At 70.1% G+C, this 26,709-nt stretch carries 20 protein-coding genes; 9 read left to right on the plus strand and 11 right to left on the minus strand.

What is annotated here, in order from left to right; translation table 11 throughout:
* Positions 1 to 91: 91 nt before the first annotated feature.
* From AB0L06_RS32890 to fusA, 6 genes are all read right to left on the minus strand, one after another.
* Positions 92 to 1,183 carry a hypothetical protein gene (locus AB0L06_RS32890; protein WP_500235042.1) on the minus strand — a complete coding sequence of 364 codons (1,092 nt, stop codon included), beginning with the start codon at positions 1,181 to 1,183 and terminating at the stop codon, positions 92 to 94.
* Between the two features lie 67 nt (positions 1,184 to 1,250).
* Positions 1,251 to 1,772, minus strand: a complete 522-nt coding sequence (locus tag AB0L06_RS32895; RefSeq protein WP_500235043.1) for a hypothetical protein — start codon at positions 1,770 to 1,772, stop codon at positions 1,251 to 1,253.
* 42 nt (positions 1,773 to 1,814) lie between these two features.
* Positions 1,815 to 3,656, minus strand: coding sequence for a hypothetical protein (locus AB0L06_RS32900; RefSeq protein WP_500235044.1), 1,842 nt, complete (start codon positions 3,654 to 3,656; stop codon positions 1,815 to 1,817).
* A gap of 37 nt (positions 3,657 to 3,693) precedes the next feature.
* Complete coding sequence (locus AB0L06_RS32905; protein WP_500235045.1) at positions 3,694 to 4,458, minus strand: hypothetical protein; 765 nt, start codon at positions 4,456 to 4,458, stop codon at positions 3,694 to 3,696.
* Positions 4,459 to 4,537: 79 nt separating this feature from the next.
* Positions 4,538 to 5,170 (minus strand): Crp/Fnr family transcriptional regulator, encoded by a 633-nt coding sequence (locus AB0L06_RS32910; RefSeq protein WP_500235046.1) that lies wholly within the window; start codon positions 5,168 to 5,170, stop codon positions 4,538 to 4,540.
* A gap of 95 nt (positions 5,171 to 5,265) precedes the next feature.
* Positions 5,266 to 7,284: an elongation factor G gene (gene fusA / locus AB0L06_RS32915; RefSeq protein WP_500235047.1), complete on the minus strand. Its 2,019-nt coding sequence runs from the start codon at positions 7,282 to 7,284 to the stop codon at positions 5,266 to 5,268.
* A gap of 647 nt (positions 7,285 to 7,931) precedes the next feature.
* Here fusA and AB0L06_RS32920 point away from each other — a divergent pair.
* Complete coding sequence (locus tag AB0L06_RS32920; protein WP_500235048.1) at positions 7,932 to 8,735, plus strand: SAM-dependent methyltransferase; 804 nt, start codon at positions 7,932 to 7,934, stop codon at positions 8,733 to 8,735.
* A gap of 56 nt (positions 8,736 to 8,791) precedes the next feature.
* Here the strand turns inward: AB0L06_RS32920 and AB0L06_RS32925 are convergent, their stop codons facing one another.
* Together AB0L06_RS32925 and AB0L06_RS32930 are read right to left on the minus strand one after the other, a co-directional pair.
* Entirely contained in the window at positions 8,792 to 9,481 is a 690-nt protein-coding gene (locus tag AB0L06_RS32925) for a response regulator transcription factor (RefSeq protein WP_500235049.1), read from the minus strand.
* A gap of 102 nt (positions 9,482 to 9,583) precedes the next feature.
* Positions 9,584 to 9,832 carry a hypothetical protein gene (locus tag AB0L06_RS32930; protein ID WP_500235050.1) on the minus strand — a complete coding sequence of 83 codons (249 nt, stop codon included), beginning with the start codon at positions 9,830 to 9,832 and terminating at the stop codon, positions 9,584 to 9,586.
* Positions 9,833 to 9,994: 162 nt separating this feature from the next.
* Between AB0L06_RS32930 and AB0L06_RS32935 the strand changes: the two genes are divergently transcribed.
* The gene (locus AB0L06_RS32935; RefSeq protein ID WP_500235051.1) at positions 9,995 to 11,350 is read left to right on the plus strand and encodes a HAMP domain-containing sensor histidine kinase; all 1,356 of its coding nucleotides are present in this window, start codon (positions 9,995 to 9,997) and stop codon (positions 11,348 to 11,350) included.
* A gap of 179 nt (positions 11,351 to 11,529) precedes the next feature.
* The gene (locus AB0L06_RS32940; RefSeq protein ID WP_500235052.1) at positions 11,530 to 12,858 is read left to right on the plus strand and encodes an MFS transporter; all 1,329 of its coding nucleotides are present in this window, start codon (positions 11,530 to 11,532) and stop codon (positions 12,856 to 12,858) included.
* Positions 12,859 to 13,472: 614 nt separating this feature from the next.
* On the opposite strand, the gene AB0L06_RS32945 is transcribed toward AB0L06_RS32940, so the two are convergent.
* Both AB0L06_RS32945 and AB0L06_RS32950 read right to left on the minus strand, forming a co-directional pair.
* Positions 13,473 to 15,479: a tetratricopeptide repeat protein gene (locus AB0L06_RS32945; protein ID WP_500235053.1), complete on the minus strand. Its 2,007-nt coding sequence runs from the start codon at positions 15,477 to 15,479 to the stop codon at positions 13,473 to 13,475.
* Between the two features lie 80 nt (positions 15,480 to 15,559).
* On the minus strand, positions 15,560 to 15,736 hold the full coding sequence (locus AB0L06_RS32950) for an FxSxx-COOH-like cyclophane-containing RiPP peptide (RefSeq protein WP_500235054.1): 177 nt from the start codon (positions 15,734 to 15,736) through the stop codon (positions 15,560 to 15,562).
* 255 nt (positions 15,737 to 15,991) lie between these two features.
* Here AB0L06_RS32950 and fxsT point away from each other — a divergent pair, with 255 nt between their 5' ends.
* Positions 15,992 to 18,571, plus strand: coding sequence for an FxSxx-COOH system tetratricopeptide repeat protein (gene fxsT / locus AB0L06_RS32955; protein ID WP_500235055.1), 2,580 nt, complete (start codon positions 15,992 to 15,994; stop codon positions 18,569 to 18,571).
* Positions 18,572 to 18,634: 63 nt separating this feature from the next.
* Here the strand turns inward: fxsT and AB0L06_RS32960 are convergent, their stop codons facing one another.
* Positions 18,635 to 21,196, minus strand: coding sequence for an FxsB family cyclophane-forming radical SAM/SPASM peptide maturase (locus AB0L06_RS32960; protein ID WP_500235056.1), 2,562 nt, complete (start codon positions 21,194 to 21,196; stop codon positions 18,635 to 18,637).
* 315 nt (positions 21,197 to 21,511) lie between these two features.
* Between AB0L06_RS32960 and AB0L06_RS32965 the strand changes: the two genes are divergently transcribed.
* The 5 genes from AB0L06_RS32965 (at position 21,512) to AB0L06_RS32985 (ending at position 26,586) form a co-directional block, all read left to right on the plus strand.
* Positions 21,512 to 22,345, plus strand: coding sequence for a class I SAM-dependent methyltransferase (locus AB0L06_RS32965; protein WP_500235057.1), 834 nt, complete (start codon positions 21,512 to 21,514; stop codon positions 22,343 to 22,345).
* Between the two features lie 270 nt (positions 22,346 to 22,615).
* Positions 22,616 to 23,866, plus strand: coding sequence for an extracellular solute-binding protein (locus AB0L06_RS32970; RefSeq protein ID WP_500235058.1), 1,251 nt, complete (start codon positions 22,616 to 22,618; stop codon positions 23,864 to 23,866).
* 7 nt (positions 23,867 to 23,873) lie between these two features.
* A complete protein-coding gene (locus AB0L06_RS32975; RefSeq protein WP_500235059.1) occupies positions 23,874 to 24,839 on the plus strand; it encodes a carbohydrate ABC transporter permease in 966 nt (321 codons plus the stop codon).
* Positions 24,836 to 25,708 (plus strand): carbohydrate ABC transporter permease, encoded by an 873-nt coding sequence (locus AB0L06_RS32980; protein ID WP_500235060.1) that lies wholly within the window; start codon positions 24,836 to 24,838, stop codon positions 25,706 to 25,708. The genes AB0L06_RS32975 and AB0L06_RS32980 overlap by 4 nt, the downstream gene beginning before the upstream one ends.
* Complete coding sequence (locus AB0L06_RS32985) at positions 25,705 to 26,586, plus strand: ROK family protein (RefSeq protein ID WP_500235061.1); 882 nt, start codon at positions 25,705 to 25,707, stop codon at positions 26,584 to 26,586. The genes AB0L06_RS32980 and AB0L06_RS32985 overlap by 4 nt, the downstream gene beginning before the upstream one ends.
* Positions 26,587 to 26,709: the final 123 nt, after the last annotated feature.

The following is a 26,709-nucleotide window of genomic DNA, read 5'->3' on the forward strand; positions in this document are numbered from 1 at the left end:
GCCCGCATCCGCAGCCAACGCCAGCAACGCTGGGGACGCCCACACCCCAAAGCCGCATGAACAAACCAGGCAAACGTATGTGGTCAGCGCACTAGCGGCCCGTCATCAAGATCCGGAACATGCGCGGAACGGCCGCCTGGACGAGGTCGCGAGCGCTCGTGTGCAGGTCAGAGGGTGGATGGCGGGTGATCAGGTCAGCGCCCTCCGGAACCGTGTGTGCAGGTTCGAATCCTGCAGGTTCGTGGATGTGCTCGTTGGTGGGCGGGAAGCCGGTTCCGACGATCTGGCCTTGGTCGTTGATGTCGAAGGCGGTGGTTCCTGCGGCGTTCGGGGCGTCGAAGGACGTGGTCTTTCCGCGGGTTGAGATGAAGGCGTGGCCGTCCGTTGAGTTCTCGGGGACGTAGTAGCCGGTCAGGTCGCCGTTGTCGGAGGCGGCGTTGACGCCGGTGTAGGCGGCGCCGGGGATGTCGAAGCGTGTGAATTCGCCGTGGGATTGGATGAAGCCGTGTTGCGGCGTCGCGTCGGGGGTCACGACGTACAGGCCCACGATCACGTCGTGGTCGTTGATGCGGTGGACTATGGAGTGGTTCGCGCCTGGGTAGGCGATCGGGATCAGGGCGGCGTTGGCCAGCAGGTATTGGGGCTGGGAGCCATCGGGGCGGACGGTCTGGACGGTTATTCGGCCCTGGTTGTTGATCCCGAAAGGCCAGGTCTCCTGGGCGCCGGGGACGTCGATGGGCATGAACTTGCCGTTGGCGAGGCGGAATCCATGGACGATTCCGCCGGTGCCGACGTAGCTGCCCACGATTTCGCCGTGGTCGTTGATGCCCGAGGCGACCGTGCCGGACAGGCCGTAGTCGGTGGCATCGCCTGTGGCGTTCGGGTGATCAAGGGTTGTATAGCGGCCGTTGAGCAGCACGAAGGCGTGGCTGCGGCCGGACGTGTCGTCGTACGTTCCGGCGATCTGCCCATGGTCGTTGATGCCCATGGGCATGGTTCCCGTTGCTCCTGGGACGTCTACGGGGGTGAAACGTCCGTCGGGTTGTCTTAGATAGCCGTGCCCTCCACCGGTTATGCCGGTCATGGCCTGCGCGGCTGCCTGGTGCGGGGCAGCGAATATCGAGATCGCGACGGTCAGTAGCGGAACGAGTACGGCCCCGGCGGAGCGGATCACAACGTTCACGGCGCTTCCCTCCCTGCACTGGGTCGTTCAGGGGTTTCTCGGGTCGGAGACATGATCCGCCGACTGATCAGGGCTCGTCAACGATTCCCAGTTCCTGGCGCATGATTCCCCGCATGTGCGTCAGACCGTCCATCACGCCGGCCAGGCTTTGGAAGAGCTGGGCCAGCTGCTCGTCGCGGACGCTCGAGGCGCGACCACGCTCCACCTTTTTCAGAAGGCCATAGGCTATTTGGAGACCTCGGCTCACCGTTCTTTCCGCGTCGAGGATCCTCTCGCTCGCGAGCAGTTGAGCCTCGGCTCTGGCATCGCGTTGGGCACGGCGGGCTTCGGCGACCTCTTCCTTCTCCGCCTCGGTGGCATCGTCTTCGCGAAGGCTGTGGGCGTACGCCAGCATCGCATCGCGATATTGGCGGTCGGCGGCATTCAGGTTCACGAGGCAGGTCCGCAGCTCGACGAGTCGGCGCTGCTCGTCCTCAGCCGCTCGTTCTTCGCCGCGCATCCGCTCTTGGTGTTCGAGCTCCTTCAGCTTGGAGCTCTGCGAGAGCCGCTGGCTGAGCAGCGCGGATGAGAGCGTGCCGACAACACCCACTACGGAGACTATGAGGGAGGCGATTGAACTGAACATCACGACCTATGCGTTGAGGAGGGATGGGATCTGGAGGCGGAGTTTCAGGTACTGGCGCCGCCACCATGGAGTGGTCAGGGGGACGACTATCTCGGCGTAGACGGAGCGGCCGGTGGGGGTTCGCCGGAACCAGCGGGTTGTTTCGTCTATGAGGTATTGGGCTGTTGGTTCTTCGGCGGCTTCCACCAGGGTCCAGATGATGGCCGGCGTTAGCGTGGGGGTGGTTTGGGTTTTGTCCAGCCAGGTTTTCAGGCTGGATTCTAGGAGGGGGCCTTGGGCATGGGCTAGGGCGGCTCGCCAGGCGGGGGTGGTTATGTGAGGGTCGATTTCTTCGGGGGTCAGGCGCCAGCGGAGGAAGGCTGTGGCGGCGGTTTGTTTGCGGCGGGCCTCTTGCCGGAGGCTGAGGTTTTCTGTGCCTGCACCCTTTGACCAGGTCAGGATGGCGTTCAGGATTTCGTCGGGGTGGTCTTTCGCCAGGGCGAGGAGGGCGTCCGCGGTTTCGGCGCGGACTTGGGGGTTGCCGTTCGTCGCGAGGTGCTTGAGGCGGGTCAGGGCTATTGAGGTGTGGGTCTGGGCCAAGGTCTGGCAGGCCCGGACGAGGGTGAGTTTCAGGGTCTGGTCGACCTTGACCTCCCTCGACCAGCGGTACATGGCGCTGCGGATCCGGCCGCCGACCGTGGGGGCCAGGCAGGTGCGGGCCAGGGCTATGTAGGCGAGGTCGGCGTGGTCGTTCTCGGCCCAGGTCTGGGCGGTTCGGATGATCTGGTCGGCGGCGTCGTGCTCGGCGGCCAGGTCGGCGAAGGTCTCGGCGAGCTTGGAGCGGAGGACGCCCGGGACGGCGGGGTCGCCCGGGAGGGCGGCCAGCCAGTCGAGGAGGTCCGTCCTGATCAGGGGGTAGTCGTCCCAGACGTGGCGGAGGACGGACTCGGTGAAGCCGTGGCGGCGGAACTCGACGCGGTCGGAGTCGGTCGCGGCGGTCAGGAAGCCGCGCAGTCCGGCGGCCGGGGTCCAGGCGAGACCGGAGCCGTGGACGGTGACGTCCAGGCGGCGGAGCAGGGACGCGGCGACGGTGTAGACCTCGGTCGGCTCGGCCCGCTCGAGGGTGGCGGCGGCCACGAGGAGGGCGCGGTCGTGCGGTTCGGGGTGCTCGGTGAACCAGCGGGACAGCTCCTCCGACCAGTGGCGGAAGGACTCCTCGGCCTCGGTGGGAGAGCCGACGGCGGCGGCGATGTCGGCGAGGCGGCGGGCGTCGGCCGGGGACGCGCCGGCCAGGAGGGCGGGGGCGCGGTTCCAGCGGATCCAGGTTGTGCCCAGGCCCTGGCGGGCGACGCGGCGGCGGTACACCTCGACCGGGTCGGGCGGGTCCAGGCGGATGGAGTGCGGGGTCGGGGCGGTGGTGAACACGACCGCGAAGGCGCCCGCGGCGCGGACCGCGTCCGTGAGGCTCCCGAGGGTCGACGGTGACTCGGCGTCGCCGTCGACGAGGTAGCCGCAGGCGGCGCTGACCTTGATCTCCCCGACCTCGTCGCGGTCCGGGGAGAAGAGGCGGATGTCGGTGTTCGGGGTGACGCGTCGGAGGGCGGCCATCGCGGTCGTGCGGCGGCCGGAGCCCGGTGGGGCGGAGAGGGTGACGACGTTCTCGGCGGCCAGGGTCTTGACGATCAGGTCGTGGTTGCGGGCGGGGACGTGGTCGGCGATCCGGTCGAGGATCTCGCGCGGGCCCAGGTACATCGCGGGGTGGGCCCGGACGAACCTGATCATGTTCTGGACCAGGTCGCCGTGGACGGTCGTTCCGATGACGGTCTGCCCGTCGTCGCCGGTGATGTCGACGTCCTGGATGACGGTCATGAGCGCTCCCGTCGGAGGCCCGCATCCTGGACGGCGGTCATCCGCGCTCCTGCCGGAGGTCGCCGCCCGTCCAGTTGCCGAAGGCGTTCTGGTTGCCGTCGCCGGAGATGGTCACGCCGTTGAGGGAGAGGCCCGAGGGCGCGGGCGGCTGCTGCGCGGCGGCCCGTCCAGGTGCTTGCTCGGGGGCCGGGTCCTTCTCCCGGGCGGACGGGGCCGGGACGTAGAGGTAGGCGGGACGGTCGAACTGCTTGACCTTGACCCGCACCTGCGTGAAGCGGCTCGGGGGCAGGCCGTCCACGTGGCCGCCCCGGACGTAGGTGTCGAAGACCTCGGCGGACACGATCAGGGCGGCGAAGGTGACGTCGGGGTCGCTGCCCGTGAGGGCGGCGCGGAGCGGGGCGCTGTCGAGCAGGCGGCTGACGTCGTTGGTCGCGGTGGAGATGCCCGCGGTGACCGGGTGCCGGTCGTCCACGAGGCCGACGTGGAGGGCGACGCGGAGGCGGAGACGGATGCCGTCGGCGCGCAGGCGGCGGGCGGCTCCGGCGAGGACGTCCTGGAGCCGGTCAACGAAGGGATGGACGAGCGCGGGGGTCGCCTCGTGCGGGAGGAGGGCGAGGATTCCGTCCCCGGTGCTCTGCTGGAAATCGGCCGAACGCCAGACCTCGCCCAGGCCGGACGCCTCGCAGGCAGCGTCGAGGGCCTCACGGATCTCGGTGTGGAGTGCGGGCAGGCGCGCGTCCGGATGCTTGCTGAAACCTTCGGCGTCGACGACGAGCAGGCTGCGGAACTGGGGTGCGGTCATGGATCCTCCCGTTGCTCATGCGCCCGCGCGGGGGCGTGCCTTCACGGTCTCGGGGCGGCGCTCGTCGCTCTGTCTGGAATCAGACGTTCGGACGGCTCGATCCGGCCAGGATGCGGAGGGCGTCCGGATCGGTGATGACGACGCGGCGGCGAGCGGTCGTCACGATCCCCCGTTCGCGCAGGTGGGCGAGCTCGCCGGCCGCTGTGCTGCGCGCCAGGCCGGCGGCGCCTGCTATCTCCGTTTGGTCGAGTCCGATGGCGCCTGTGGGGCTTGCGCCGAAACGCAGGAGTGTTCGGGCGAGCCTCGTGCGCGCGGGGAGGGCGCTGAGTTCGGCTCGCCAGGCTTCGCTTTCGCGGATCCGGGTCATCGCGTGGCGTAGGAGGTCGGCCTCTAGGCCGGACGTCCGGACGAACGTAAGGAAGCGGTCGGCGGGGATCGCATAGGTGGTACATGGCTCGACGGCGATGACCGTGGCGGATCGGTCGTCCTGCCCAAGGACGGAGTAGTCGCCGAGGATTTCGCCTGGGCCGCGTACCGCGAGGACGAGATCGTCGCCTTCCGTGGACGAACGCACGATTTTCACTCGTCCGGTGGTCAGGGCGAGGACGTGGGTAGGCGGGTCCCCTTGGCGCAGCAGGGTGCCTCCGGCCGTGTAGGGGCGCGCGGAGCCGAGCTCGAGGAGCCGCCGCCACGCCTCGTCCGTAACGTTCACACTCTTGTCTCTCACAGTTCACAGGCGGAGAAAAGAGATCGGTCCGGAGTCGTCAGGACGGCCCGGCGCCCGTGGGGGCGCCGGGCCGGGACCGGCTAGTTCTTCGGTGCTTCCGCGTAGGAGTGGAAGCGCATCGCGTAGGACGCGCGGCCCTGGGTCAGGCCGCGGAGGTTGGCGACGTAACCGAACATCTCGGCCAGCGGGACCTCGGCCTCGACGATCCGGGCTCCGCGCTCGTCGGTCAGGGCGCGGACGCGGCCGCGGCGGGTGCCGAGGTCGCCGATCACGTCGCCCGTGTGGTCGTCGGGGGTGGTGATCTCGACGGCCATGACGGGCTCCAGGATGACCGGGGACGCCTTCCGGACCGCCTCGCGGAAGGCGTGGGACGCGGCGATCCGGAACGCGAGCTCGGACGAGTCGACCGTGTGGAAGTCACCGTCCAGGAGGGTCACCTGGACGCCGGTCATCTCGTGACCGTCCAGGACCCCCTGGCGCATGGCCTCCTCGCAGCCCGCGTCGACGGCCGGGATGAACTCTCTCGGGACACGTCCGCCGGTCACGCGGTTGACGAACTCATAGGTCGCGTTCCCTTCGTTGATCGGTTCGACGCGCAGCCTGACCCGCGCGTACTGGCCCTTGCCTCCGGTCTGCTTCCTCCAGGTGAAGTCCGCCTCGGCGGCACGGGTGATCGTCTCGCGGTAGGCGACCCTCGGACGGCCGACGGTGGTCTGGACGCCGAAGTCGTCCGCGAGCCGGGTGACCTGCACCTCGAGGTGCAGTTCGCCCATCCCTCCGATCAGGGTCTGGCCGGTGCGCGGGTCGGCGCGGACCTTGAAGGACGGGTCCTCCAGGGCCAGCACGCGCAGCGCGATGGCCAGTCTCTCCTGGTCGGCGTGCGTTCTCGGCTCGACGGCGAGCTCCAGGACGGGCGCCGGGAACTCGATCGGGGCCAGCTCGACCGGATGCGCCGGATCGCACACGGTGTCGCCGGTCGTGGTCTCGCGGAGGCCGCGGACGGCGACGATGTCGCCCGCGACCGCCTCGGTGACCTCCTCGCGCCGGTCGGCCCGGATCCGGAAGATCTGGGCGACGCGTTCCCGCCGCCCGTGCCGGGGGTTCAGGACGGTCTGGCCCCGGACGAGCCGTCCCGCGTACAGGCGGACGAAGATCAGCGCGCCGACGTGCGGGTCGGTCATGACCTTGAACGCCAGGGCGCTGAACGGGTCGTCCGCGCCGGTCGGCACGGCCTCCTCCGGGGACGGCAGGTAGCGGACGACGGCGTCCAGCAGCGGTTGCACGCCCTTGTTCTTGAACGCGCTCCCGCACAGGACGGGCGTCGCCGCGTTCGCGAGCGTCAGGCGCCGGATCGCCGCGTGGACGTCGTCCGCGGACGGCTCACCGTTGAGATAGACCTCCGTGAACGCCTCGTCGTGATCGGCCAGCGTCTCCAGGAGCCGGGCACGCCAACGGATCGCCTCGTCCACGTGCGAGGACGGGACGCCGGCGGTCTCGTAGGCGTCGCCGGGCTCGGCGTCCGCCGGCCAGACCAGGGCCTTCATCGCGACCAGGTCGATCACTCCGCGCAGTTCGGCGCCCGTCCCCAGGGGCAGCTGGACGGGCAGCGGGACCGCGCCGAGCCGGTCGGCGATCATGGCCACGCAGCGTTCGTGGTCGGCGCCCACGCGGTCGAGCTTGTTGACGAAGCAGACGCGCGGGACGCCGTACCGGCCGGCCTGCCGCCACACCGTCTCCGACTGCGGCTCGACGCCGGCGACGCCGTCGAACACCGCGACCGCGCCGTCCAGGACGCGCAGGCAGCGCTCGACCTCGACGGTGAAGTCGACGTGTCCGGGCGTGTCGATGAGGTTGACCGTGTGGCGGACGCCGTCCAGCGTCCAGTGGCAGGAGACGGCGGCCGAGGTGATGGTGATGCCGCGGTCGCGTTCCTGTTTCATGAAGTCGGTGACGGCCGCGCCGTCATGGACCTCGCCGACGCGGTGGGAAACACCGGTGTAGAAAAGAATACGTTCCGTGGTCGTGGTCTTGCCCGCGTCGATATGGGCCATGACCCCGATGTTCCTGACGGTGGACTGGTAACGGTTCGCGGTGCGCATGGGGATGGCCCTCCCTACCTGATCGACTGATTCGGGCCGCCACGAAACTAGCCGTTGACTCAGCGTGAGGTCGAAGGGTTTTCCGGGCCGTCACTTTCGGTAGCGCCGGTTTCCGCGATGCCACTACGGCGCGTCACTTCGGTGGCGTCATTTACGGCGTCGGCGCCGTCCGCCGTGCCGGCGTTTGACCTGGCCGAGCTTGTTCCACCATGGGGGCGGTTCGGGGCCGAAGTGGCGGGCGGGCGGCTGGCCGGGATGAAGGCCCAGGTCACGCAGGGCGGACGCGCTCACCTTGAGGGAGATCCAGCCCCGCCAGCGGCCGGTCTCGTCGGGACCGCAGGCCAGGTCGATACGGATCTCGTGATCCTCGAACGGGATCGTGAAGATGCCGCGGTCACGCAGTCAAGCGTGGAGGACCGTGGCCGCATGCGGGCCGCCGGGGACGTTCTCCCACCCGTCGATCTTGATCCACTCTTCGTCGGATTGCCGCTGCATGCCGTCCATCATGGAGGTTCTCCACTGGCCGCGGGAAGACGCGGAGGAGAAATCCTCACAGCCCATTTCGCTGGACGGAACTCATGGGTCGGACGGCGCCCGCCGGACGCACTAATGTGGGCGGGGACATCCGTTCGGTGAGGGGAGTTGTCGTGGGCGGCTCTGACGTCGGGGGCACGAGGATCGACTCGTCGGTGCCGCATTCGGCGCGCGTGTGGAACTACATGCTCGGCGGCAACGACAACTACGAGGTCGACCGGGCGGCGGCGGAGCGCTTCATCGCGACGTTCCCCGCGATCCTGGCGATCGCGCGGGCCGACCGCGCGTTCCTCGGACGGGCCGTCCGGCACCTGGTCGGCGATCTCGGGATCCGGCAGTTCCTGGACATCGGGACGGGCCTGCCGACGATGGACAACACCCACGAGGTCGCGCAGCGCATCGCGCCCGAGACGCGGATCGTGTACGTCGACAACGACCCGCTCGTCCTCGTGCACGCGCGCGCGTTGCTGGCCAGCACGGCCGAGGGCGCCTGCGACTACATCGAGGCCGACCTGCGCGACCCGAAGGCCATCCTGGGGAAGGCGGCCGGGACGCTCGACTTCGACCGGCCCGTCGCGATCATGCTGCTGGGGATCCTGCACTTCGTCCACGACATCGACGACGCGCACGCGATCGTCCGGACACTGCTGGACGCGGTGCCGTCCGGCAGCTACCTGGTCATCACGCACTCCACGCTGGACTTCGACCGCGACCCGTCCGCGCAGGCCGAGGCGCAGAGCGACTGGAACGCCAAGTCGGCGAACCCGATGCGGCCGCGCTCCCAGGCCGAGGTCGCCTCGTTCCTCGACGGGCTGGACGTCCTGGAGCCGGGCGTGGTGTCGATGACGCGCTGGCGCCCGTCGTTCGAGGACACCGACTCCGTCGCCGGGTACTGCGCGGTGGCCCGCAAGAACTGATCGCGCGGGATCGCACAGAACCGCGAGGTACCGCGCGGAAGCGTCGGCCTGGAGCGTCAGGCGGGTTCGTAGCGGTAGCCGCGGCCTCGCAGCGTGGTGATCGCGCGCGGGTCGGCGCCGTGCTGGGCGAGCTTGCGGCGCAGCGCGGAGATGTGGACGTCCAGGGTCTTGGTGGGGCCGAACCAGTTGACGTCCCAGACCTGGTCGATGAGCTCCTCGCGGGTCACCACCTCGCCCGCCCGGGACACCAGGCAGGCCAGCAGGTCGAACTCCTTGGGCCGCAGCGTGATCTCGCTGCCGTCGAAGGTCGCCCTGCGGGCGGCCAGGTCCAGGCTCAGGCTGCCGGAGCCGACGAACCGCTCGTCCGCCCGGGACGCGCTGCTGCGCCGCAGGTGGGCGCGGAGCCGGGCCATCAGCTCGGTGAGCCGGAACGGCTTGGTCAGGTAGTCGTCGGCGCCCGCGTCCAGCGCCACGACCACCTCGAACTCCTGGGTGCGGGCCGTGAGGACGACGATGACCGTGTCGGTGAGGACCGAGCGCAGCCTGCGGCAGAGGGTGACGCCCTCCATGTCCGGCAGGCCGAGATCGAGCAGGATCATGTCGGGCGCGCGCGCGGAGACGCGCTCGAGCGCGTCCTTCCCCGTGGCCGCCCAGCCAGGCTCGTATCCCTGCGCCGCCAGGGCCTCGCCCAGCTCGGTGCCGATGACCTCGTCGTCTTCCACGACGAGCACGTATGGTCCCGCCATGCCACCTAGAGTAGGGGCGGCTAGGTTAGCGTGACGTTCACACCCGTATCGGGCGTTCACCCCGGTCAACACGCGCTCCCCCCGATCGGTCACGCGGCGCCCCTATGCGGGTGCGTCGTGGCCGGACTCCGGCGCCGGACGGCTGACCTCGCCGCGCACCGGCTGATGGCAGTAGGTGTTGCGGGAGGTCATCTGCAGGGTGTCGCTGACGGTGTCCACGACCTTGGACAGCCGGCCTCCGCTGTGCGGCTCGCTCTCGCACGCGCTGGACAGGGGCGACCGGGCGGCGTGCCCGATGCCCAATGTGGCCAGCAGCGCCAGGGCGAGGACTCCGATGAGCACCTTGCGCATGTGACCTCCCGGGCACGTTCCGTCGCCGTATCGACGGACCAGGCTAGTCCCCCGTGGGTGAGAAGTCCTTGCAACGGCGGTTATGGTGACGTTTACCTTCGCTGCTGACCCACCCGGATATCCTCCGGACACCACCGGTGCCCAGGTGAAAGGGGGATGCCGATGCCGGTCCGGAATCCGGCCGGTGCCACGAGCACGCCGCTGCGCCGCCAGCTTCTGGTCACCATCGTGGGCATCACCTCCATCGCCGTCCTCGTGCTCGTGCTGCTGCTCGCCGTCGCCGTCCAGCGGCTGTACCACAGCGAGGCGATCACCAAGCTGGAGCGGGACGCCACCAGGGTCGCCGCGACCGCGCCGGACGACGAGGCGCACAACCCCCGGCCGTTCAACAAGCCGGCCGGGCTGAACGAGCGCCTGGTCGTCGGGATCTACCGGGTCGACGGCAGCCGCATCGTCGGGGACGGCCCGGACGTCTCGCCCCTGGCCTCCGAGGCGGCCAACGGGCGGCTGCACGAGTCGGTCGAGGGCGGCACCCTGACGGTCGTCGCGCCCATCCCGTCCGAGGTGGGCGTGACCTCGATCGCCCGCGTCGGCATGCCGCAGGACGAGGTGTACGACCGGCGCAACCGGGCCTGGCTCCTGATGGCGGTGTTCGCCGTGGTCGTCATCGGGCTGGCCGCGGCGGCGGCGTTCTACCAGTCGCGCCGGCTCGCGCGCCCGCTGGAGCGGCTGACCCGCGCCGCCCAGTCGCTGGGCGACGGCGACTTCACCGTCCGCGCCGAGCCGTCCGGGGTCCGCGAGGCGGACGAGGCGGGCCGCGCGCTGGAGGTCACCGCCCGCCACCTCGGCTCGATGCTGGACCGCGAACGCGCCTTCAGCGCCGACGTGTCCCACCAGCTCCGCACCCCGCTGACCGGCCTCCTGCTGGGTCTGGAGTCCGCGCTGGAACGTCCGGGGGCCGACCTCACCGCCGCGATCCGCGCCGCCGTCCGGCGCGGCGAGCACCTGCGCGACATCATCGACGACCTGCTCCGCCTCGCCCGCGACGCCGGTCCCGACGCCGAGGTCCTGGACGTCCCGGACCTGCTCGGCGACCTGCGTTCCCGCTGGTCGGCCACCCTTACCGGGGTCGACCGCCCGCTGTCGGTCACCGCCCACGACCCGCTGCCCGAACTGCACGTCAAGTCGTCCGCCGTCCGCCAGATCCTGGACGTCCTGATCGACAACGCCGTCACGCACGGCGGCGGGCGCATCACCGTCGAGGCCAGCGACATCGGCGGCGGCCTCGCCATCGACGTCTCCGACCAGGGCCCCGGCGTCACCGACGACACCGAGGACATCTTCGCCCGCCGCAACTCCGCGTCCGCCGAGGGCCACGGCATCGGCCTCGCCCTCGCCCGCTCCCTCGCCGAGGCCGAAGGCGGCCGCCTCGTCCTCCGCCGCCCCTCCCCACCCATCTTCACCCTCCTCCTCCCCGCCGCCGAACCCCTCCCCCGCACCGATCAGCTCCATCCGTGAAATACCCCAGAGTTACATTTTCCGGCCTCTACTTCACCCTTGGTGAGCGCAATACCCAGCACCCTCTAGGCTGAGCTTTTGTTGGGCCGTCCGCGCGCGGCTTTTTGTCCGGCCGTCCGTGCACGCTCATCCGTACCACCCTGATGACCTGCACGGTCCCTTCTTCTTGGGCGACACAGATGGCAGAGGAACCGGACGGCTGGCGTTTCCGGTTCGGTCTGCTCTGGACGGGTTCGGCGGCCTCCCTGCTCGGCGCGATGAGCGTCACCACGGCGGCACCTTTACTCGCCTTCACGCTTACCGGATCGCCTACTTTTGTCAGTTATGTCGTTGCCGCCGGAACCGTTCCGAGCCTGCTGCTGCACATCCCCGCCGGAATGCTGGTGGACCGGCTCGACCACTGGTGGACGATGCTGCTCAGCCAAACCGTCCGGACGCTGATGTCGCTGGCGGTCGTGCTGACCCTCGCCGCCGGGCTGTTCCGGCCGCCCGTCCTGATCGTCGCCGCGTTGGTGAGCGGAACGTGCACGACCTTCTACAACGTCGCCGAGGTGACGGCCGTCCCGAGCGTCGTCCCGGCGGCGCACTTCCAGCGGGCGATGGCGCAGAACGAGGGCCGGGCGAACGGCGCGATGCTGCTCGGACGGCCCTTGGGCGGAGTTCTGCACGCGGCCGGCACCGGATTTCCCTACGCCGCCGACGCCGCGTTCGGGCTCGCGTCCACGGCCGCGATCCTGACGCTGAGGTCCGCCGGGCTCCGGGGACGCTGGAACCATGCCCATCCGCTGCACGCCGATGGGCCGACCGACGCGTCCAGGATGCGACCCGGTCTTCAGCGAGGCGGACCTCTCGTCGCCGAGATGCTGGAGGGGTTGACGTGGCTGTGGCGGTACCGGTTCCTGCGCACGACGCTGATCGCGTGCACGGCCACGAACCTGTTGTTCCAGGTCGTCACGCTGCTGTTGGTCGTGCGCGCGCGTGAAGCGGGCCTTCCGATCGCCATGGCGGGGGTTCTCCTCGCCGCACCCGGCCTGGGCGGGTCGTTCGTCTCCGGATATGTGGCGGTCACGCGCCGGCGCCGTTTTGGACGCCGCCCGATCAAGCTCGTCAGGCTGTGCATGTGGGCCTGGCTCGGGATGACCACCCTGCTCGCCGTCTTCCCCTGGGCCGGTGTCTGGATGGTCGCGTGGGGCGGCGTCGGGTTCGTGGGGGCGCGGCTGAACATCGCACTGTCCGCCTACCAGGCCAGCCGCACCCCTCTTGAGCTGCGCGGACGCGTCGCCGGGACGAACCGGTTCGTCACCCTCGGGATCGCGCCGATCGGCACGATGTGCGGCGGCGTGGCGATCACCGCGGTGGGCGCTCGCGCCGTCGCGTGGGCGGTGCCGATCGCCATCGCCGCCACCGGCGTGCTGCTCTGGGCGGCCCGCCGGGCGCGCGTGCTCCGGCTTCGGCGGCGGCTCCGTCACGGCGTGCTTCGGGAGGCCGCAGTGCCTGCCCGAGTGTGAGGGGCGATTCGGCGAGCGTCGGATCCGTGAGGGTGCGTCCCACATCGCTCATGAGGCTTTGGAGTTCGTCGTCCACGGCGGCGGCGCTTCGCGGATCCTGTTTTCCGGCGTCGCCGAGGCCGTGCAGCCAGGCACGGCGCACTTCGGCGCGCAGGGCCTCCACGGGCTTCGCGAGGCGCGGATCGTGGCCGACCGCGTCGAGGAACCCTTGGATCTCGCGGACCGCCGTCCGGTACTCGGTGGAAACGCGGCGTCCGCCCGCCAGTTCCTCGTCCTCGCCGAGGGCGCCGAGAGAACGCAGGCGTTCGCAGAGGCGGATGGTCACGCCGAGGTCGACGACGGCGCCGTCCATGCTCCGCAGGGCTTCACGGACGCGCTGGTCGGCGGCCACGGACTGCTCGGCCTGCCGGGCGTCCGCCGCGCGCCGCCGCTCGTAGGTGTGGCCGAGGCGGGCCGTGACCACGCCCACGAACGCGGTGAGCGTTCCGGTGAGGACGGCCGTCCCGCCCGTCACCAGCGCGGTGGCAGTGGAGCCCATACCGTGATCCTCCGCCCGGTGTGGACGCGGCTCAGCGTCACATGCCACACCTGGCGGATCTGTCGTCCGGCGTTTCTCACACGTCCGCCAGGAGGCGCCACGCCTCGGCGCGAAGGTGCTCGGGCAGGGGCGGGTGCCGCGCCTCGACCGCCCGGGTCGCGAGGTCGGTGGCGGTCCCGGTGTCGCCGGTCATCAGCTCAACCTGCGCGGCCCGGTACAGCGCCGGGCCGCTTTCCGCGCCCGCCACGACGGCCTCGCCGATCTCCGCGCGGGCCGCGTCCAGACGGCCCCGCCTCGCGAGCGCCAGCGCGCGGGCCGCGCGGGCGGCGGGATCAGCGGACCGGCCGAGCCGGTCCAGGTCGCGCAGCGCCGACTCCGACTCCCCGCGGTCGGCGAGGATCTCGCCCCGGATCTCCCGGGCCTCGGGCACGTCCCCGTGCCGGTTGAGCACACCGCTGAGCACCGCGAGCGCCGCCTCGGGACGTCCTGCCCGCCACAGCATCCGCCCCAGGCCCACCTGGACGGACGCGTCGCCCGGTGCGAGGTCCGCGCCACTGCGCAGCAGGGCGACGCCCCGTTCGACGTCCCCGGCGGCGAACCGTGCCCAGCCCTCGGCGGCGAGCTGCCGGACGACGGCCGCGCTGTCCTCGATCGTCTGGAGCAGTTCGCCCGCGCGCTGGTGGCAGCGGGCCGCCTCGTCGAAGCGTCCGTGCAGGTAGGCGATGTTGCCGAGGACGGTCTGCACGTCGGCCTGGAACCCGGCGTCGGTGTCGGGGTGACCGGCGGCCGACCCTGCGAGTCCCCGAGCGAGCAGCGCCTGCCCGGCGGCCAGCGCGGCTTCGGCCGCGCGCAGCCGATGCCAGGGGCCGGTGCGGTACCGGCTGTGCCTCGGCCGCTCTCCCAGTCGGTCCAGGGTGACGGCGAGCTCAGGATGCTGGAGAACGTCCGCCACGGAATCACCGGTGCGGACGCTCTTCACCAGATGCGCCTCCCTAAGCAGGTGTCGCGCGGCGGCGGACGCGGTGGAGCGGTCGCGTCCCCGCTCTCGGGCGGGAGCCTCCGCCTTCTCGGGACGCGACGGGATCTCGGCCGCGTGTCGTGCGACCTCCTCTGGCGTGCGCTCCCAGGTCTTCAGCGTCTGCCACTCGGCTTCCGAGGTCGCGCCCGCAGAACGTGCGGCGGCGTCCAGCGCGTCCACGATGTTGCTGACGGTCGCGGTGCAGAGGTCGGCGAGGATGTCGTCCAGGCTGGGGACCAGCCGGCCGGGGATGCTCTCGTCGGTCTCGCCGAGACGGTCCCAGAGCGTTCGGCACGCGGCCTGCAGCAGCACCGGTTCCACGACCGCGTCCTCGTGCCCGGTGCTCAACTCGTCCACCAGGCGTTCGGCCGCGCCGTCCTCGAACGGACGGCCCGCCTGCTGCGCGGGTTCCATCACAGCGGTCAGCGCACCGCTCCAAGTGAGCGGTCCGAGGCGCATCTCCGCGACCGGCAGGCCATGGCGGGCGACGAGCTCCGCCAGGTGATCGGCTTCCTCCTCCCGGACGGAGAGCAGCAGCCGGGTGCCCGGATCGGCGGCCACGGCCGTGAGGAGTTCGTGCAGGCCCGTTTGCCGGCGGGAGAACGCGCCGCCGGTGAACCAGCGCTCGGCGCAGTCGACCGCGAGCAGGACCGGGCGCTGCGCTCCGAACCGTCCGCGGCGCCTGGCCCGGCGCAGGAACGCGGCCACCGGGCCGGCCTCACCGGGTTCCTCCCGCCACGCTGCGAGCAGTGCCAGGAGGTAGGGGTCCCACTCCGGGAACGCCGCGTTCGGCAGGACCCGTCCCTGGAGGGGGACGGCCAGCGGACCGATGTCCGCGACGGGGACGGGGTCGTGCCGGGCGTCGCGCAGCAGCGGGATGGCGCCCGCGTTGATCAGTGAGGTCCGGCCGCAGCCGCTCGGCCCGCGCAGCACCGTGACGGGACGGTGCGTCCAGAGCTCGGCGAGTCTCCGAGACTCCTCGGCACGACCGAAGAACCGATGTCGCTCGGCATCGGTGAACGGCCTCGGCCCGGGATACGGACTCGGGTCAGAGGAGCGGGGCATGTGCTGCTCCACGGCGCCACTCCCTCGCCCGACGTCCTTCTGCCTGTCGGTGCCAAGCTCAACATCACGGATCAGGCGCGTCACTCTTCGCTGAGGTAGGCGCTGAAGTTGGCGCACACCGCTGCCGGCCTGCGCGCAGGCGCAAGCAGGGTCCCGATCTCGTCGGCGAGAACCGACCCACCCAAGCCGCTCAGCTCGTCCAGGGAAGCCCCAGAGAGATCCGGCAGGTCGCTACGGAAATCCACCTCGTCGCGCATCGGAAGGCTCCTTGCTCCGGCGGTCGGGGCTCGTCTGTGATTGTGCCTGTTCCCTCCACGCCGCGGGGCAACCTGGCCACATCGCGCCATTGAGCTGTCCGGCATTGCCACCTTGTATTACGCGAGAGACCATGCGCCTTTCACCCGAACCCCACCGGACCGTCCAGGCTGGACTTCCCGCATGGTCGGACCGTCTCCGGCGGCATAGGATGCGAAACGAGATCAGTGGTGCGACCACGTGCGGAGGCGAGCCGCGTGACGGATCCAATCGACGCGACCCCGATGAACGCAGGAATCCCACGCATCTGGGGCACCAAGATTCCCGCGCGAAACCATAATTTCACCGGTCGCAAGGATTTGCTGTCCTCACTTCGTGAGGGCATCAGAAAGAACGTCGCCGCAGCAGTGGTCCCGTATGCCTTGCACGGGATGGCCGGAGTTGGCAAGACACAGCTCGCAATCGAGTACGCGCACCGTTTCCGTTCCGAATACCAACTCGTCTGGTGGATTCCGTCCGCGCAGGAGAGTCTCGTCAGGTCCTCGCTCGCCGGGCTCGCTCCCCGCCTGGACCTGCCGCCCGCCAACAAGGTCGGCGTGGAAGAGGCCGCCAACTCGGTACGTCAAGCCCTGGAACGCGGCGAGCCCTATAGCCGGTGGCTGCTGATCTTCGACAACGCCGACGAGCCCGAGGACATCAACTCCTTCGTGCCGCAGGGCCCCGGCGACGTCCTCATCACTTCCCGCAATCCCAACTGGAAAGGGCGCGGACGCGTTGCCACCGTCGAGGTGGACGTGTTCTCCCGCACGGAGAGTGTCGAGTTCCTCAGTCTGCGCCTGCCCGGCGCGCTGGGCGACGCGGACGCCTCCCATCTCGCCGACGAACTCGGCGATCTCCCTCTCGCACTCGAACAGGCGGCTTCGCTCCTGCAGGAGTCCGCGATGTCGGTGCGGGATTATCTCTCCCTGCTCCGCGAACGAATCGGCGATCTCCTCCTGGTGGGCGAGGCGAGCGAGTATCCGCGTCCGATGACGGCAGCGTGGAGGCTCGCGGTAGAGGAGTTGGAGCGGAACTATCCAAATGCTGTCCCGCTGTTGCGCTGCTGTGCGTTCTTCGGACCGGAGCCGTTCCCACGGGACGTGTTCCGAACCGCGCCCAAAGGCGTGTCGCCGGAGCTGGCAGAGATCCTTGGCGACTCCATCGAGACCAGCCGCGCCATCGCGGGCCTACGCAGGTATGCCCTGGTGCGGGTGGAGATCGAGGGCGACAACCGCACGATCCAGATGCACCGGCTGATCCAGGGCCTCGTCCGCAACGCCCTGTCGATGGAGGAGAGGGCACACTACCTCTCGGACGTCCACCTGCTGCTGGCGGAGGCGACCCCCAAGGACCCGGACCAGACCGAATCGTGGCGGGAGTTCGGCGCCCTCTACGGCCATATCCAGCCGACCGCTGCCATCGACAGCACCGATCCAAGGGTCCGCTCGATGGTTCTGGCGTTCGCGCGATATCTGTACGTATCGAGCGACCAGGCCGGCGGAGCCAGCTTCTCCAAACAGGTTCAGGACCACTGGCGGCTGACCTCGCCGCCGGACGACCCCGACGTCCTGGCGGCCCAGAGGCTGCGCGCCATCCTCATCCGGGAACGGGGTCAGTACACCGAGGCGTACAAGATCAACCAGGACGCCCTGCGCACCATGCGGGCCAGCAGCCGCAACGACGACGCGTTCCGCGATCTACTACTCGCCGTGATCGACAGCAGCGGTGCCGACCTGCGCGCCCGCGGCGACTTCCGGCAGGGCCGGGAGCAGGGGGAGTTCTCCCTGCGCGAGCATGAGAACTTCTTTGGGCCGGAGCACTTCCGCACCCTCCGTGCGATGAACAATCTGGCGCTCGACCATGGCCTGGTCAGTGACTACGTGAAGGCACGGGACCTCCAGGAACGCTGCTACCGGTTGTCTTCCGGGCGGCCGCGTCCCCCTGGGGTGAGCGCCATGGAGGAGGCATTGCGGCTGAACGGGCTCGCCCGGGCCGTGCGGCTCCTGGGCGGGTTCAGGGACGCCATGGACTTCGGCGAGGACGCGCTCGCCCTCGCCACCGAACAGCTCGGGCTGGACCACGCGGTGACCGTCCGCGCGTCCACCGACCTCGCGATCGCCAGGCGTCGCTCCGGCCGCTATCAGGAGGCGTTTGAGCTCGCCAGAGAAGCACATGAGCGGTGCCTGCGGGTATTCGGCCCGATCCACCCTGACACGCTCGCCTCCGCGACCAACCTGGCGAACACCTACCGGACCCTGAACAAGCAGGATGAGGCGCTGAAGTTGGCAAAGAGCGTCGCCGACCTCTACCCCGACATGTTCGGTCCTACGCATCCCTACGTCTTCGGGGTCCAAGGGAATCTGGCACTGCTCCATCGGGTGCGCGGCGAGACGACGACGGCTCGATCGGTGAACGAAACGGCCCTCGGCGGGCTGGAAGCCAGACTTGGCCGCGACCATCACTATGCGCTGACCATCGCCACCAACCTCGCGAGTGACCTCGCGGACCTGGGCGACCTCGACAGCGCGATCGCGCTTGGCCGGGGCACGCTGAGGCGGCTGCGGTCGCTGCTCGGCATGGAGCACCCCATGACACTGGCGTGCGCCGCGAACCTCTCGACGGACCTCGAGCGTGAGGGCCGGGAGCAGCGGAACGACGCCTTCCAGCAGGAGGGCGAGGAGCTGTACGAGGACACCATCCATCGGTACGCGCGCGTGCTCGGCCTCAACCACCCGGACGCGGTCGTCGCTGCCGAGCGTCGGCATCTGGACTGCGACTTCGACCCGCCACCGATCTAGGCCACCGCCGGTCCGGACCCGCACCGGTCCGCGCCACGGTGCCCGTCCTCACTGTTCGCCGGGTCAGTACGGCGTGCGGGGGGCACCGTGCCGGCCCCGCCAGCGCTCGCGATGCCCGGCCGCGGCGGCGCGTGCGAGGTCGAGCGCGGCGGGCGGGACGGGTTCGCGCCGCCACGCGCGCAGGGTGCGGTCCATCTCGGCGACGAACCGCTCGCCCTCAGTGGTCAGCCTGCCGCTGCGCTTGAGAACATCGGTGACCAACGCGGAGGCGTCACGCCAACGCGCGAACTCGGCGTGAGCCCGCAGTGCTGTGGCACCGCGCTCGTGGTGTCGCTGCCTACGCCAGAACCCGGCCACGCCAAGGTGCGCGTACGCGCCGGTGAGCAGTCCTGCGGTTGGGCGCGGATCGTCCCGCCAAGGCGCGTAGTGGCGAGTTCCGTCGTCCGGGTGAGTGAGAGGGATCGCGTCGTTCAACGCCCCCAGTTTCGCGTGCTGGATCTCGTGCGCGAATGTGACGGCCAGATCCCGTTCGTCTTGTGGAAGGGACGTGAAAACGACGCCGAACGCCTCATGGGCGGTGGAGCTGCTCATGCCCTGTACCGACGGGGCGATGGGGGTGAGGACGCGCAGGGTGCGGGCGGCCTCCTCGGCGATCGTCCAGTGGTGGCGGACGAGCAGGCGCCAGGCTCCTCGCACAACGTCGCGCCACTGCTCGGTCTCCTCCGGGGTGAGGCGTGGCATCGGGTCGCCGCCGATGGAGCGGAGCGGGTCGCAGTCGTCAAGGAGGAGGCGCAGGGCCATGCCGTGGTACTCAGCTTCGAGAGTCCGGAGACCGTGCCAGCCGGGGGCGTCGCGGTGCGGGTCGTCGTCGGGGAGGACGGTCGAGCCCGCGTCGGACGAGATCGTGACCGGGGAGTCGGGGGCGGCGCGGACGACGCCGATCCCGGTGAACGGCGCGGCCACGCCCAGGGACGGCAGGAACAGGCCGTCCGGGCCGCCGACGACCTCGATCGGACGCGGGTCGCGGGCGTGGATCGCCGCGGCGGCGGCCAAGGCGGTGATCGGATCCGTGTCGGCGTCGCCGGCCGCGACCGCGTGTGCCCAGACACCGACGGACGGGTGGTCGAGGACGGCGCGGACGTCGTCCGGCGCGCGTCCCTGGATGTCGGCGAGCAGGGCGTACGCCTGGCGGGCTCGGGCCTCGCGCGCGGGGTCGCGTGACCTGGCGGCCTCGCGTACCCAGCGCAGGAGCAGGAGGCGCTTGGAGCGCTGGACGCGCCACAGCTCGTCCACGGCGTAGGCGCCGCCGCCGCCCTGGGCGAGGCCGACGAAGACCTTCTCCGGGAGGGACAGGCGCTTCAGTTCCGGCCGCATCGGTTCGCTCCTCGGCGACGCGCGTCCTGCCCGGGCCGCCTCGTCCCTCGCACGTGCCAGATCGCGGTCGACGGCGTCACGGACGTGGCTGACCAGCCGGAACAGGTCGCGGCAGTAGACGGACGGGTTCCGGAAGCCGCTGCCCGCCCGGTACCTGTGGACGTACTGGCCGCCGCCGCAGATCTGGCCGACCGGGCAGGCCTTGCAGGTCGCGGACAGGGCCTCCGCGCCGATCTGGCGGGCCGCGGTCGAGGGCAGCGCGAGTGCGGCGTCGAAGCCGTCCCGGCCGATGTGCAGGCCGGTCGTGGCGGCGCCCTCGTAGGCGGACTTGAGCGTGTCGACCTGCTCGATGGTGCCGTCCGTCTCGACCACGACCATCGCGGCCGGGGACAGCCCGACCATCTCGCTCGTGGACGGGCGGCCCAGGCTCAGCGCGATGAGCTCACGGAACAGCCGGACGTGCGTCTCCCGGCGCGGGGCGGCGGTCCAGCGGTCGAAGACGGCGATGAGCCAGTCGCCATAGGGGGTGTCGTGGGCGTCGGGGTCACGTCCGGGCGGCGGGGTGTCCCAGTTGCCGTGTGGAAGCAGGAAGTCGATGGCGGGCGGACGGAACCGGAGCAGCGCCTCGTAGGTCTCGACGGGCGGGTTCGCGAGGTCGATGGTGGCGAGCAGGCCGGAGAACAGGTGCCGGTACGGCTCCGCCGTGAGCATCCCGAGGCCTGCGGCGGTCTGCTCGTAGCTGCCTTGGCCGTTCGCGTGCAGCCGGTGCCGGTCGTGGCCGCGTTCGTCGCCGTCCAGGCTGACGCTGACCCGGACGTCCAGTTCGTTGAAGAGGTCGAGGAACGGTTCGTCCAGCAGGACGCCGTTCGTCTGGACGCCCATCCGCACGCGCGCACGAGCCCCGACCTCCTGCCGGACGGCCAGGACCGCGCGCCGGATCAGGTCGGGGCCGGCCAGCAGTGGTTCACCGCCGTGCAGGATCACCTCGATGTCGGTCAGGCCGTGCGCGCGGACGTGTTCGCCGATCCGCCGCGCGGTGGCGTCCACCACGGCGCCGCTCATGCGCCGGGGCTGCTCACGCCAGCTCTGGTCGGCCATCTCGTAGACGTAGCAGTAGTCGCACGCCAGGTTGCAGCGGCTGTGGATCTTCAGGATGAACTGCCGGAAGGGGGTCGGCCGCCAGCCGGACGCGCGCAGCGGCGCCAGGTCCAGAACGCCGGGCCACTCGCCTCCACCGATGCGAGCCGCCACGCCGATCAGCCCCCAGGGTCGGTCCGGGCAGGGTGCGACGCCGGACGGCCAGCACCTTTGTCCTGATATGTAAGCATTCTTCAAGATCGACAAACCCGTCCCACCGGCCACATGCGGGCAGCGGCACCGCGTCCGGCGACGCGGCGACTTCCGATTCCGTCGCCCGGACCCGCGTCACGGAACGCGATCCTCGACACGACCCCGAATTGCCGTGGAATGGTTATCCGGAATTTATTTTCAACCGCTATGATGACTTCAATAGGATCGGTTCACGTTTTAGCATCGCCGCTGGGAATCCTTTCGGGAGGCGGAGTGATGCGGGACGGGACGGCCAGTCGGACGGCGATGATGGTGGCGGGGGCTCGGGCGGCTCATCTGGTGGTCGACGGGGAGCCGGTGATTCTGCGGGACGACGTCGCGGCGGTGTTGCTCGGGGACGCGGCGGACGGGCTGGTCGGATATCACCGGGAGCATGGCGGGCACATCGTGTTGTGGGGGACGCGGGCGCTCGGGGTGACGCGGGGGCGGTTCGTCGAAGATCGGATCGCGGCGGCCGGGGTCGAGCAGTATGTGGTGCTCGGGGCGGGGCTGGATTCGTTCGCCTTCCGGAATTCGGGGGTCCGGATATTCGAGGTCGACCATCCGGATACGCAGGCGTGGAAGCGGGAGCTGATTTCGGCGGCGGGGCTCGCCGTGCCGGAGGGGCTGGAATTCGTCCCGGTCGACCTGGAGGGCGGCGGGTTGGCCGAGGGGCTCGCGGCGGCGGGGTTCGAGGCGGGGCGGCGGACGCTCGTGGGATGGCTCGGGGTGAGTGTTTATCTGTCCCGGGAGTCTGTCGTGGCTACCGTCCGCGAGGTCGCCGGTCTCGGGGCCGAGCTCGTCATGGACTACATGGTCCCTCCCGGCCTGCGGGACGGGATCGGGCGTGAGTACGGGGCGATCGCCGATCGGGTGGTCGCGGAGAGCGGCGAGCCGGCCCGGACGTTCCTGACGCCGGACGAGGCCGAGGCGCTCGTGACGGGATGCGGGATGGGAGTGCGCGCACACGTGGGGATGGAGGACGCCGTTCCCCCCGAGACGTGGCGCCGGGACGACGCGCTGCGACCGTTCGTGTTCTCCCGGATCCTGGACGCCACCGCGCTCATCTGAGGTGCTCGAGGCAGCGGCGCGGACGCAATCCCGGTTAGGTGCCGGGCCGCAAACTCGGGCGGACGGCGACGGAAAACCGGACCAGCCCTGCGTATGACACGTACCAGTACAGACCAGGGCAAGACTGCCGATAACGGTTGAGACTCGTGGGTTATCGGCCTCTTGAACTGGTACGGACCACCTCTTATCGTCGGGCCACGCGCGTTTCTGCTCATAGGGCATTCGTACCGCGCACATTCTTTCAATGTGCGCGGAGAAGGCGGGGACCAGATGAAACGGCAACTCACGGTCGCCATCGCCGCGGGTCTCACGGTCGCCGTGGGCGCGAGCGGTTGCAGCAAGGGCAGCTCGTCGAGCGACAGTGGCGGATCCAACAAAACGATCAAGTTCGTCGCCGCCATCTACGACGACAACACCAAGGGTTTCTGGGACGGCCTGATCAAGGACTTCGAGGCGAAGAACTCGGGGTACAAGGTCGACCTGGAGATGGTGGACTGGACGCAGATGGACGCCAAGGTCAAGACCTACGTCCAGACCAAGCAGGTCCCCGACGTCCTCAACTACAACGCGTTCTCCGACTTCGCGCGGGACGGCCTGATCTACCAGGCGTCCGACGTGGTGTCACCGAACACGCTGAACGACTTCTCCCCGACCTTCGTGGAGCAGGCCAAGTACAACGGGACGCAGTACGCGCTGCCGTTCATCTCCAGCGCCCGGCTGATGTTCTACAACAAGGACCTGTTCAAGAAGGCCGGCATCAACGACGCGCCCAAGACCTGGGCGGACGTGAAGACCGACGCGCAGAAGGTCAAGGCGGGCGGGGCGATCGGCTACGGCCTGCCGCTCGGGCCCGAGGAGGCCCAGGCCGAGTTCTACTCCTGGGCGATGAACAACAACGGCGGCTGGGTCGACTCTTCCGGCAAGTGGGCGATCAACCAGCAGGCCAACGTGGACACCTTGAACTTCCTCAAGGACCTCAACAAGTCCGGGCTGACCCAGCCGAACCCGGAGAGCACCGACCGCAAGACGGTGTTCAACCAGTTCGCGCAGGGCCGGGTCGGCATGTCGATCGGCGGCCCGTTCACCCGCGCGGGGTTCATCGACCCGGTCAACAAGAACCTGAACTACGGCATCGCGCCGCTGCCCAGCAAGGACGGGAACGAGCACAACACGCTCGGCGTCATGGACATCCTGGCCGCGTTCAAGAAGAACGACGGCAAGAACAAGGAGGCCGTGACCAAGTTCCTCGACTTCTTCTACACCAAGGACAACACCAGCAAGTTCCTCAAGCTGGAGAACTTCCTGCCGGTGACCAAGTCCGCCGGTGACGCGCTGAGCGCCGACCCGTACTTCAAGCAGTTCGTGGACTCGCTGCCCACCAGCAAGTTCGCCCCGACGAGCAACCCCGCGTGGAGCGCGGTCGCGGGCGCGGTGAAGCAGCAGCTCGGCACGGCCGTCGCGAACAAGGACCCGAAGACCGTCCTCGGCGACATCCAGAAGACCGCCGAGAAGGCCGGCTGATCGAGCCGTGCACGACGTCCAGCAACCGGACGACGTGAGCCCGGTGGACGCGGCGTCCGGAGTCCCCGGCTCCGGTGCCGCGTCCCCGGCCGCGCTGCGGGCGCTGCGCAAGCTCGCGCCCCTGCTGTGGCTCGGCCCGTCGATCCTGCTCATCGCCTTCGTGGTGCTGTGGCCGGTCGTGGAGATGGCCCGCACCTCGCTGCAGAAGATCACCTCGTCCGGCCTCACCCAGGGCTGGCACGGGGTCCAGAACTACTCCGACCTGTTCGACGAGGACGCCCTCATCCCGGTCCTGCTCCGCACGGTGCTGTGGGTCACGGGGGTCGTCGTCGTCACGCTGCTGCTGTCGCTGGCGCTCGGCCAGCTGCTCAACGCCCGCTTCCCCGGCCGCCGCGTGGTGCGCTGGGCGGTCATCGTGCCGTGGGCGGCGTCGGTCCTGATGACCGCGCTGATCTGGAAGTGGATGCTGGACAACTTCTCCGGCCTGGTCAACCGCGTGCTGCTCGACCTGCACGTCATCGGCCACCCGCACAACTGGCTCGGCGATCCGCACCAGGCGATGCTCTGGATGATGTGGGTGGCGGTGTTCGTGTCGCTGCCGTTCACCTCGTTCGTGATCCTCGCCGGGCTGCAGACCATCCCGGCCGACGTGTACGAGGCGGCCCGGGTGGACGGCGCGGGCCCGTGGCGGTCGTACTTCCAGATCACGCTGCCGCTGCTGCGCCCGGCCGTCCTCATCGCCGGGATCATCAACGTCATCAACGTGTTCAACTCGTTCCCGATCATCTACGAGATGACCGGGGGCGGACCGGGCAACGACACCGACACCACGACCACGTTCATGTACAAGCTGGCCTTCTCCGACCAGCACGTGGGCGAGTCCGCGGCGATGTCGGTGGTCAACTTCGCGCTCGTGCTGGTCATGGTGCTGCTGTACCTGCGCTTCTCGCGCTGGCGGGAGGAGACCAAATGAGCGAGTCGACGGTCGCGCCCCCGGTCCGGGGGCGCGCTGGGCGGCGGCCGGTGCGGCTGCGGACGGTCCTGCTGACCGGTGTCGGATGGCTGGTGGGGCTGCTGTTCGTGCTGCCCTACCTGCAGATGTTCCTGACGTCGCTGAAGTCGCCGTCCGACCTGACGCACTCGCCGGGCACGTACGTGCCGTCCCACTGGCAGTGGTCGAACTACGCGGACGTGTGGAAGGGCACCGGCGTCGGGCAGGCGCTGGTGGTGTCGCTCGAGGTCGCGGTCGCGTCCACGCTGGTGACGCTGCTGTGCGCGCTGCCCGCCGCGTACTACACGGCGCGCAACCGGTTCCGGGGGCGCGGGGCGTTCCTGCTGCTGGTCCTGGTGACGCAGATGTTCGCGCCGACGGCGCTGGTCATCGGCATCTACCGGGAGATGGTGGCGCTCAACATCACCGACACGCTGCTCGCGCTGATCCTGGTGAACGCCGCGTTCAACCTGCCGTTCTGCGTGTGGATCCTGCACGGGTACTTCTCGTCGATCCCGCGCGAGCTGGAGGAGGCGGCTTTCCTGGACGGGGCGGGCCGGATGGGCGCGCTGACCCGGGTGACCCTGCCGATCTCGATGCCCGGCGTGGTCACGGCCGTCGTCTACACGTTCATCGCGGCGTGGAACGAGTTCATCGTCGCGCTGACCGTGACGGTCTCGCCCGACCGCAAGCCGCTGACCGTGGTCGCGCCGTCGTTCGTGACGCAGTACCAGGCGCACTGGCAGTTTCTCTTCGCCACCTCGATCATCGCTATCGTGCCCGTTGTGATCCTATTTGTCGCAATCGAGCGCTACCTGGTCGGCGGACTCACCGCGGGCTCCGTCAAATGACCGTCGTCGCCCTGGACGTCGGCGGGACGTCGCTGAAGGGCGCGCTGATCGAACCGGACGGGAGGGTCCTCCGCACGGAGGGCCGTCCCACCGGCCGTGAGCACGGGCCCGACACGGTCGTCCGGGCGATCGTCGAGTTCGCGGCCGAGCTGGCCAGGAGCGCGCCCGGCGTCACCGCCGCGGGCATCGCCGTGCCCGGCCTGGTGGACGAGGCGACCGGAACGGCGGTCAACTCGTCCAACATCGGCTGGCGGGACGTGCCGCTGCGCAAGCTCGTCGCCGAGCGCCTCGGACTGCCCGTGGCGCTCGGCCACGACGTGCGGACGGGCGGCCTCGGCGAGGCGGTGCGCGGGGCGGGCCGCTCCGGCGGCGACTTCCTGTTCCTGCCGATCGGCACCGGCATCGCGGCCGCGATGGTGCTGGACGGCACGCCCTACCCCGGCTCGTCGGGGTGGAGCGGCGAGATCGGGCACGTCGTCGTGCGGCCGGGCGGCGAGCCGTGCGCGTGCGGGAACCGGGGCTGCCTGGAGACCTACGCGTCGGCCTCGGCGATCGCGCGGCGCGCGGGCGGGATTCCGGCGGAGGAGGTCGTCGAGCGCGCCGCCGCCGGGGACGAGCGCTGCGCCGAGGTCTGGTCCCTGGCGCTCGACACCCTCGCGGACGCGCTGGCCGCCGCGACGCTGATGCTCGACCCGTCCAGGATCGTGCTGGGCGGCGGCTTGGCCGAGGCGGGCGACGCGCTGCTGCCCCCGCTCGCCGAGCGCCTCGTCCCGCGGCTGACCTTCCGCGCTCCCCCACCCCTGGTCCCGGCGGAGCTGGGGCCTCTGGCCGGCATGCACGGCGCCGCGGTGATGGCGCAACGCCTCGTCAGTTCCTGATCTCCGGGCGGTGGTCGTCGCTTTCGCAGGACGGCGGCCATCGTCCGGCCTTGGCTGGCTGAAATGCCGGATCTGGCCCGTTCCCAGGGAAGTGGAACGGACCAGATCCGGGGGGAGCGGCAC

Source organism: Spirillospora sp. NPDC052269, assembly GCF_040679435.1.
Classification (GTDB): domain Bacteria; phylum Actinomycetota; class Actinomycetes; order Streptosporangiales; family Streptosporangiaceae; genus Spirillospora.

Bases quoted from the DNA above. Each gene is read 5' to 3' on its own strand.
- AB0L06_RS32900 (WP_500235044.1), bottom strand. From the start codon at position 3,656: ATGACCGTCATCCAGGACGTCGACATCACCGGCGACGACGGGCAGACC.
- AB0L06_RS32905 (WP_500235045.1), bottom strand. From the start codon at position 4,458: ATGACCGCACCCCAGTTCCGCAGCCTGCTCGTCGTCGACGCCGAAGGT.
- fusA (WP_500235047.1), bottom strand. From the start codon at position 7,284: ATGCGCACCGCGAACCGTTACCAGTCCACCGTCAGGAACATCGGGGTC.
- AB0L06_RS32925 (WP_500235049.1), bottom strand. From the start codon at position 9,481: ATGGCGGGACCATACGTGCTCGTCGTGGAAGACGACGAGGTCATCGGC.
- AB0L06_RS32930 (WP_500235050.1), bottom strand. From the start codon at position 9,832: ATGCGCAAGGTGCTCATCGGAGTCCTCGCCCTGGCGCTGCTGGCCACA.
- AB0L06_RS32935 (WP_500235051.1), top strand. From the start codon at position 9,995: ATGCCGGTCCGGAATCCGGCCGGTGCCACGAGCACGCCGCTGCGCCGC.
- AB0L06_RS32940 (WP_500235052.1), top strand. From the start codon at position 11,530: ATGGCAGAGGAACCGGACGGCTGGCGTTTCCGGTTCGGTCTGCTCTGG.
- AB0L06_RS32945 (WP_500235053.1), bottom strand. From the start codon at position 15,479: ATGCCCCGCTCCTCTGACCCGAGTCCGTATCCCGGGCCGAGGCCGTTC.
- AB0L06_RS32950 (WP_500235054.1), bottom strand. From the start codon at position 15,736: ATGCGCGACGAGGTGGATTTCCGTAGCGACCTGCCGGATCTCTCTGGG.
- AB0L06_RS32965 (WP_500235057.1), top strand. From the start codon at position 21,512: ATGCGGGACGGGACGGCCAGTCGGACGGCGATGATGGTGGCGGGGGCT.
- AB0L06_RS32970 (WP_500235058.1), top strand. From the start codon at position 22,616: ATGAAACGGCAACTCACGGTCGCCATCGCCGCGGGTCTCACGGTCGCC.
- AB0L06_RS32980 (WP_500235060.1), top strand. From the start codon at position 24,836: ATGAGCGAGTCGACGGTCGCGCCCCCGGTCCGGGGGCGCGCTGGGCGG.
- AB0L06_RS32985 (WP_500235061.1), top strand. From the start codon at position 25,705: ATGACCGTCGTCGCCCTGGACGTCGGCGGGACGTCGCTGAAGGGCGCG.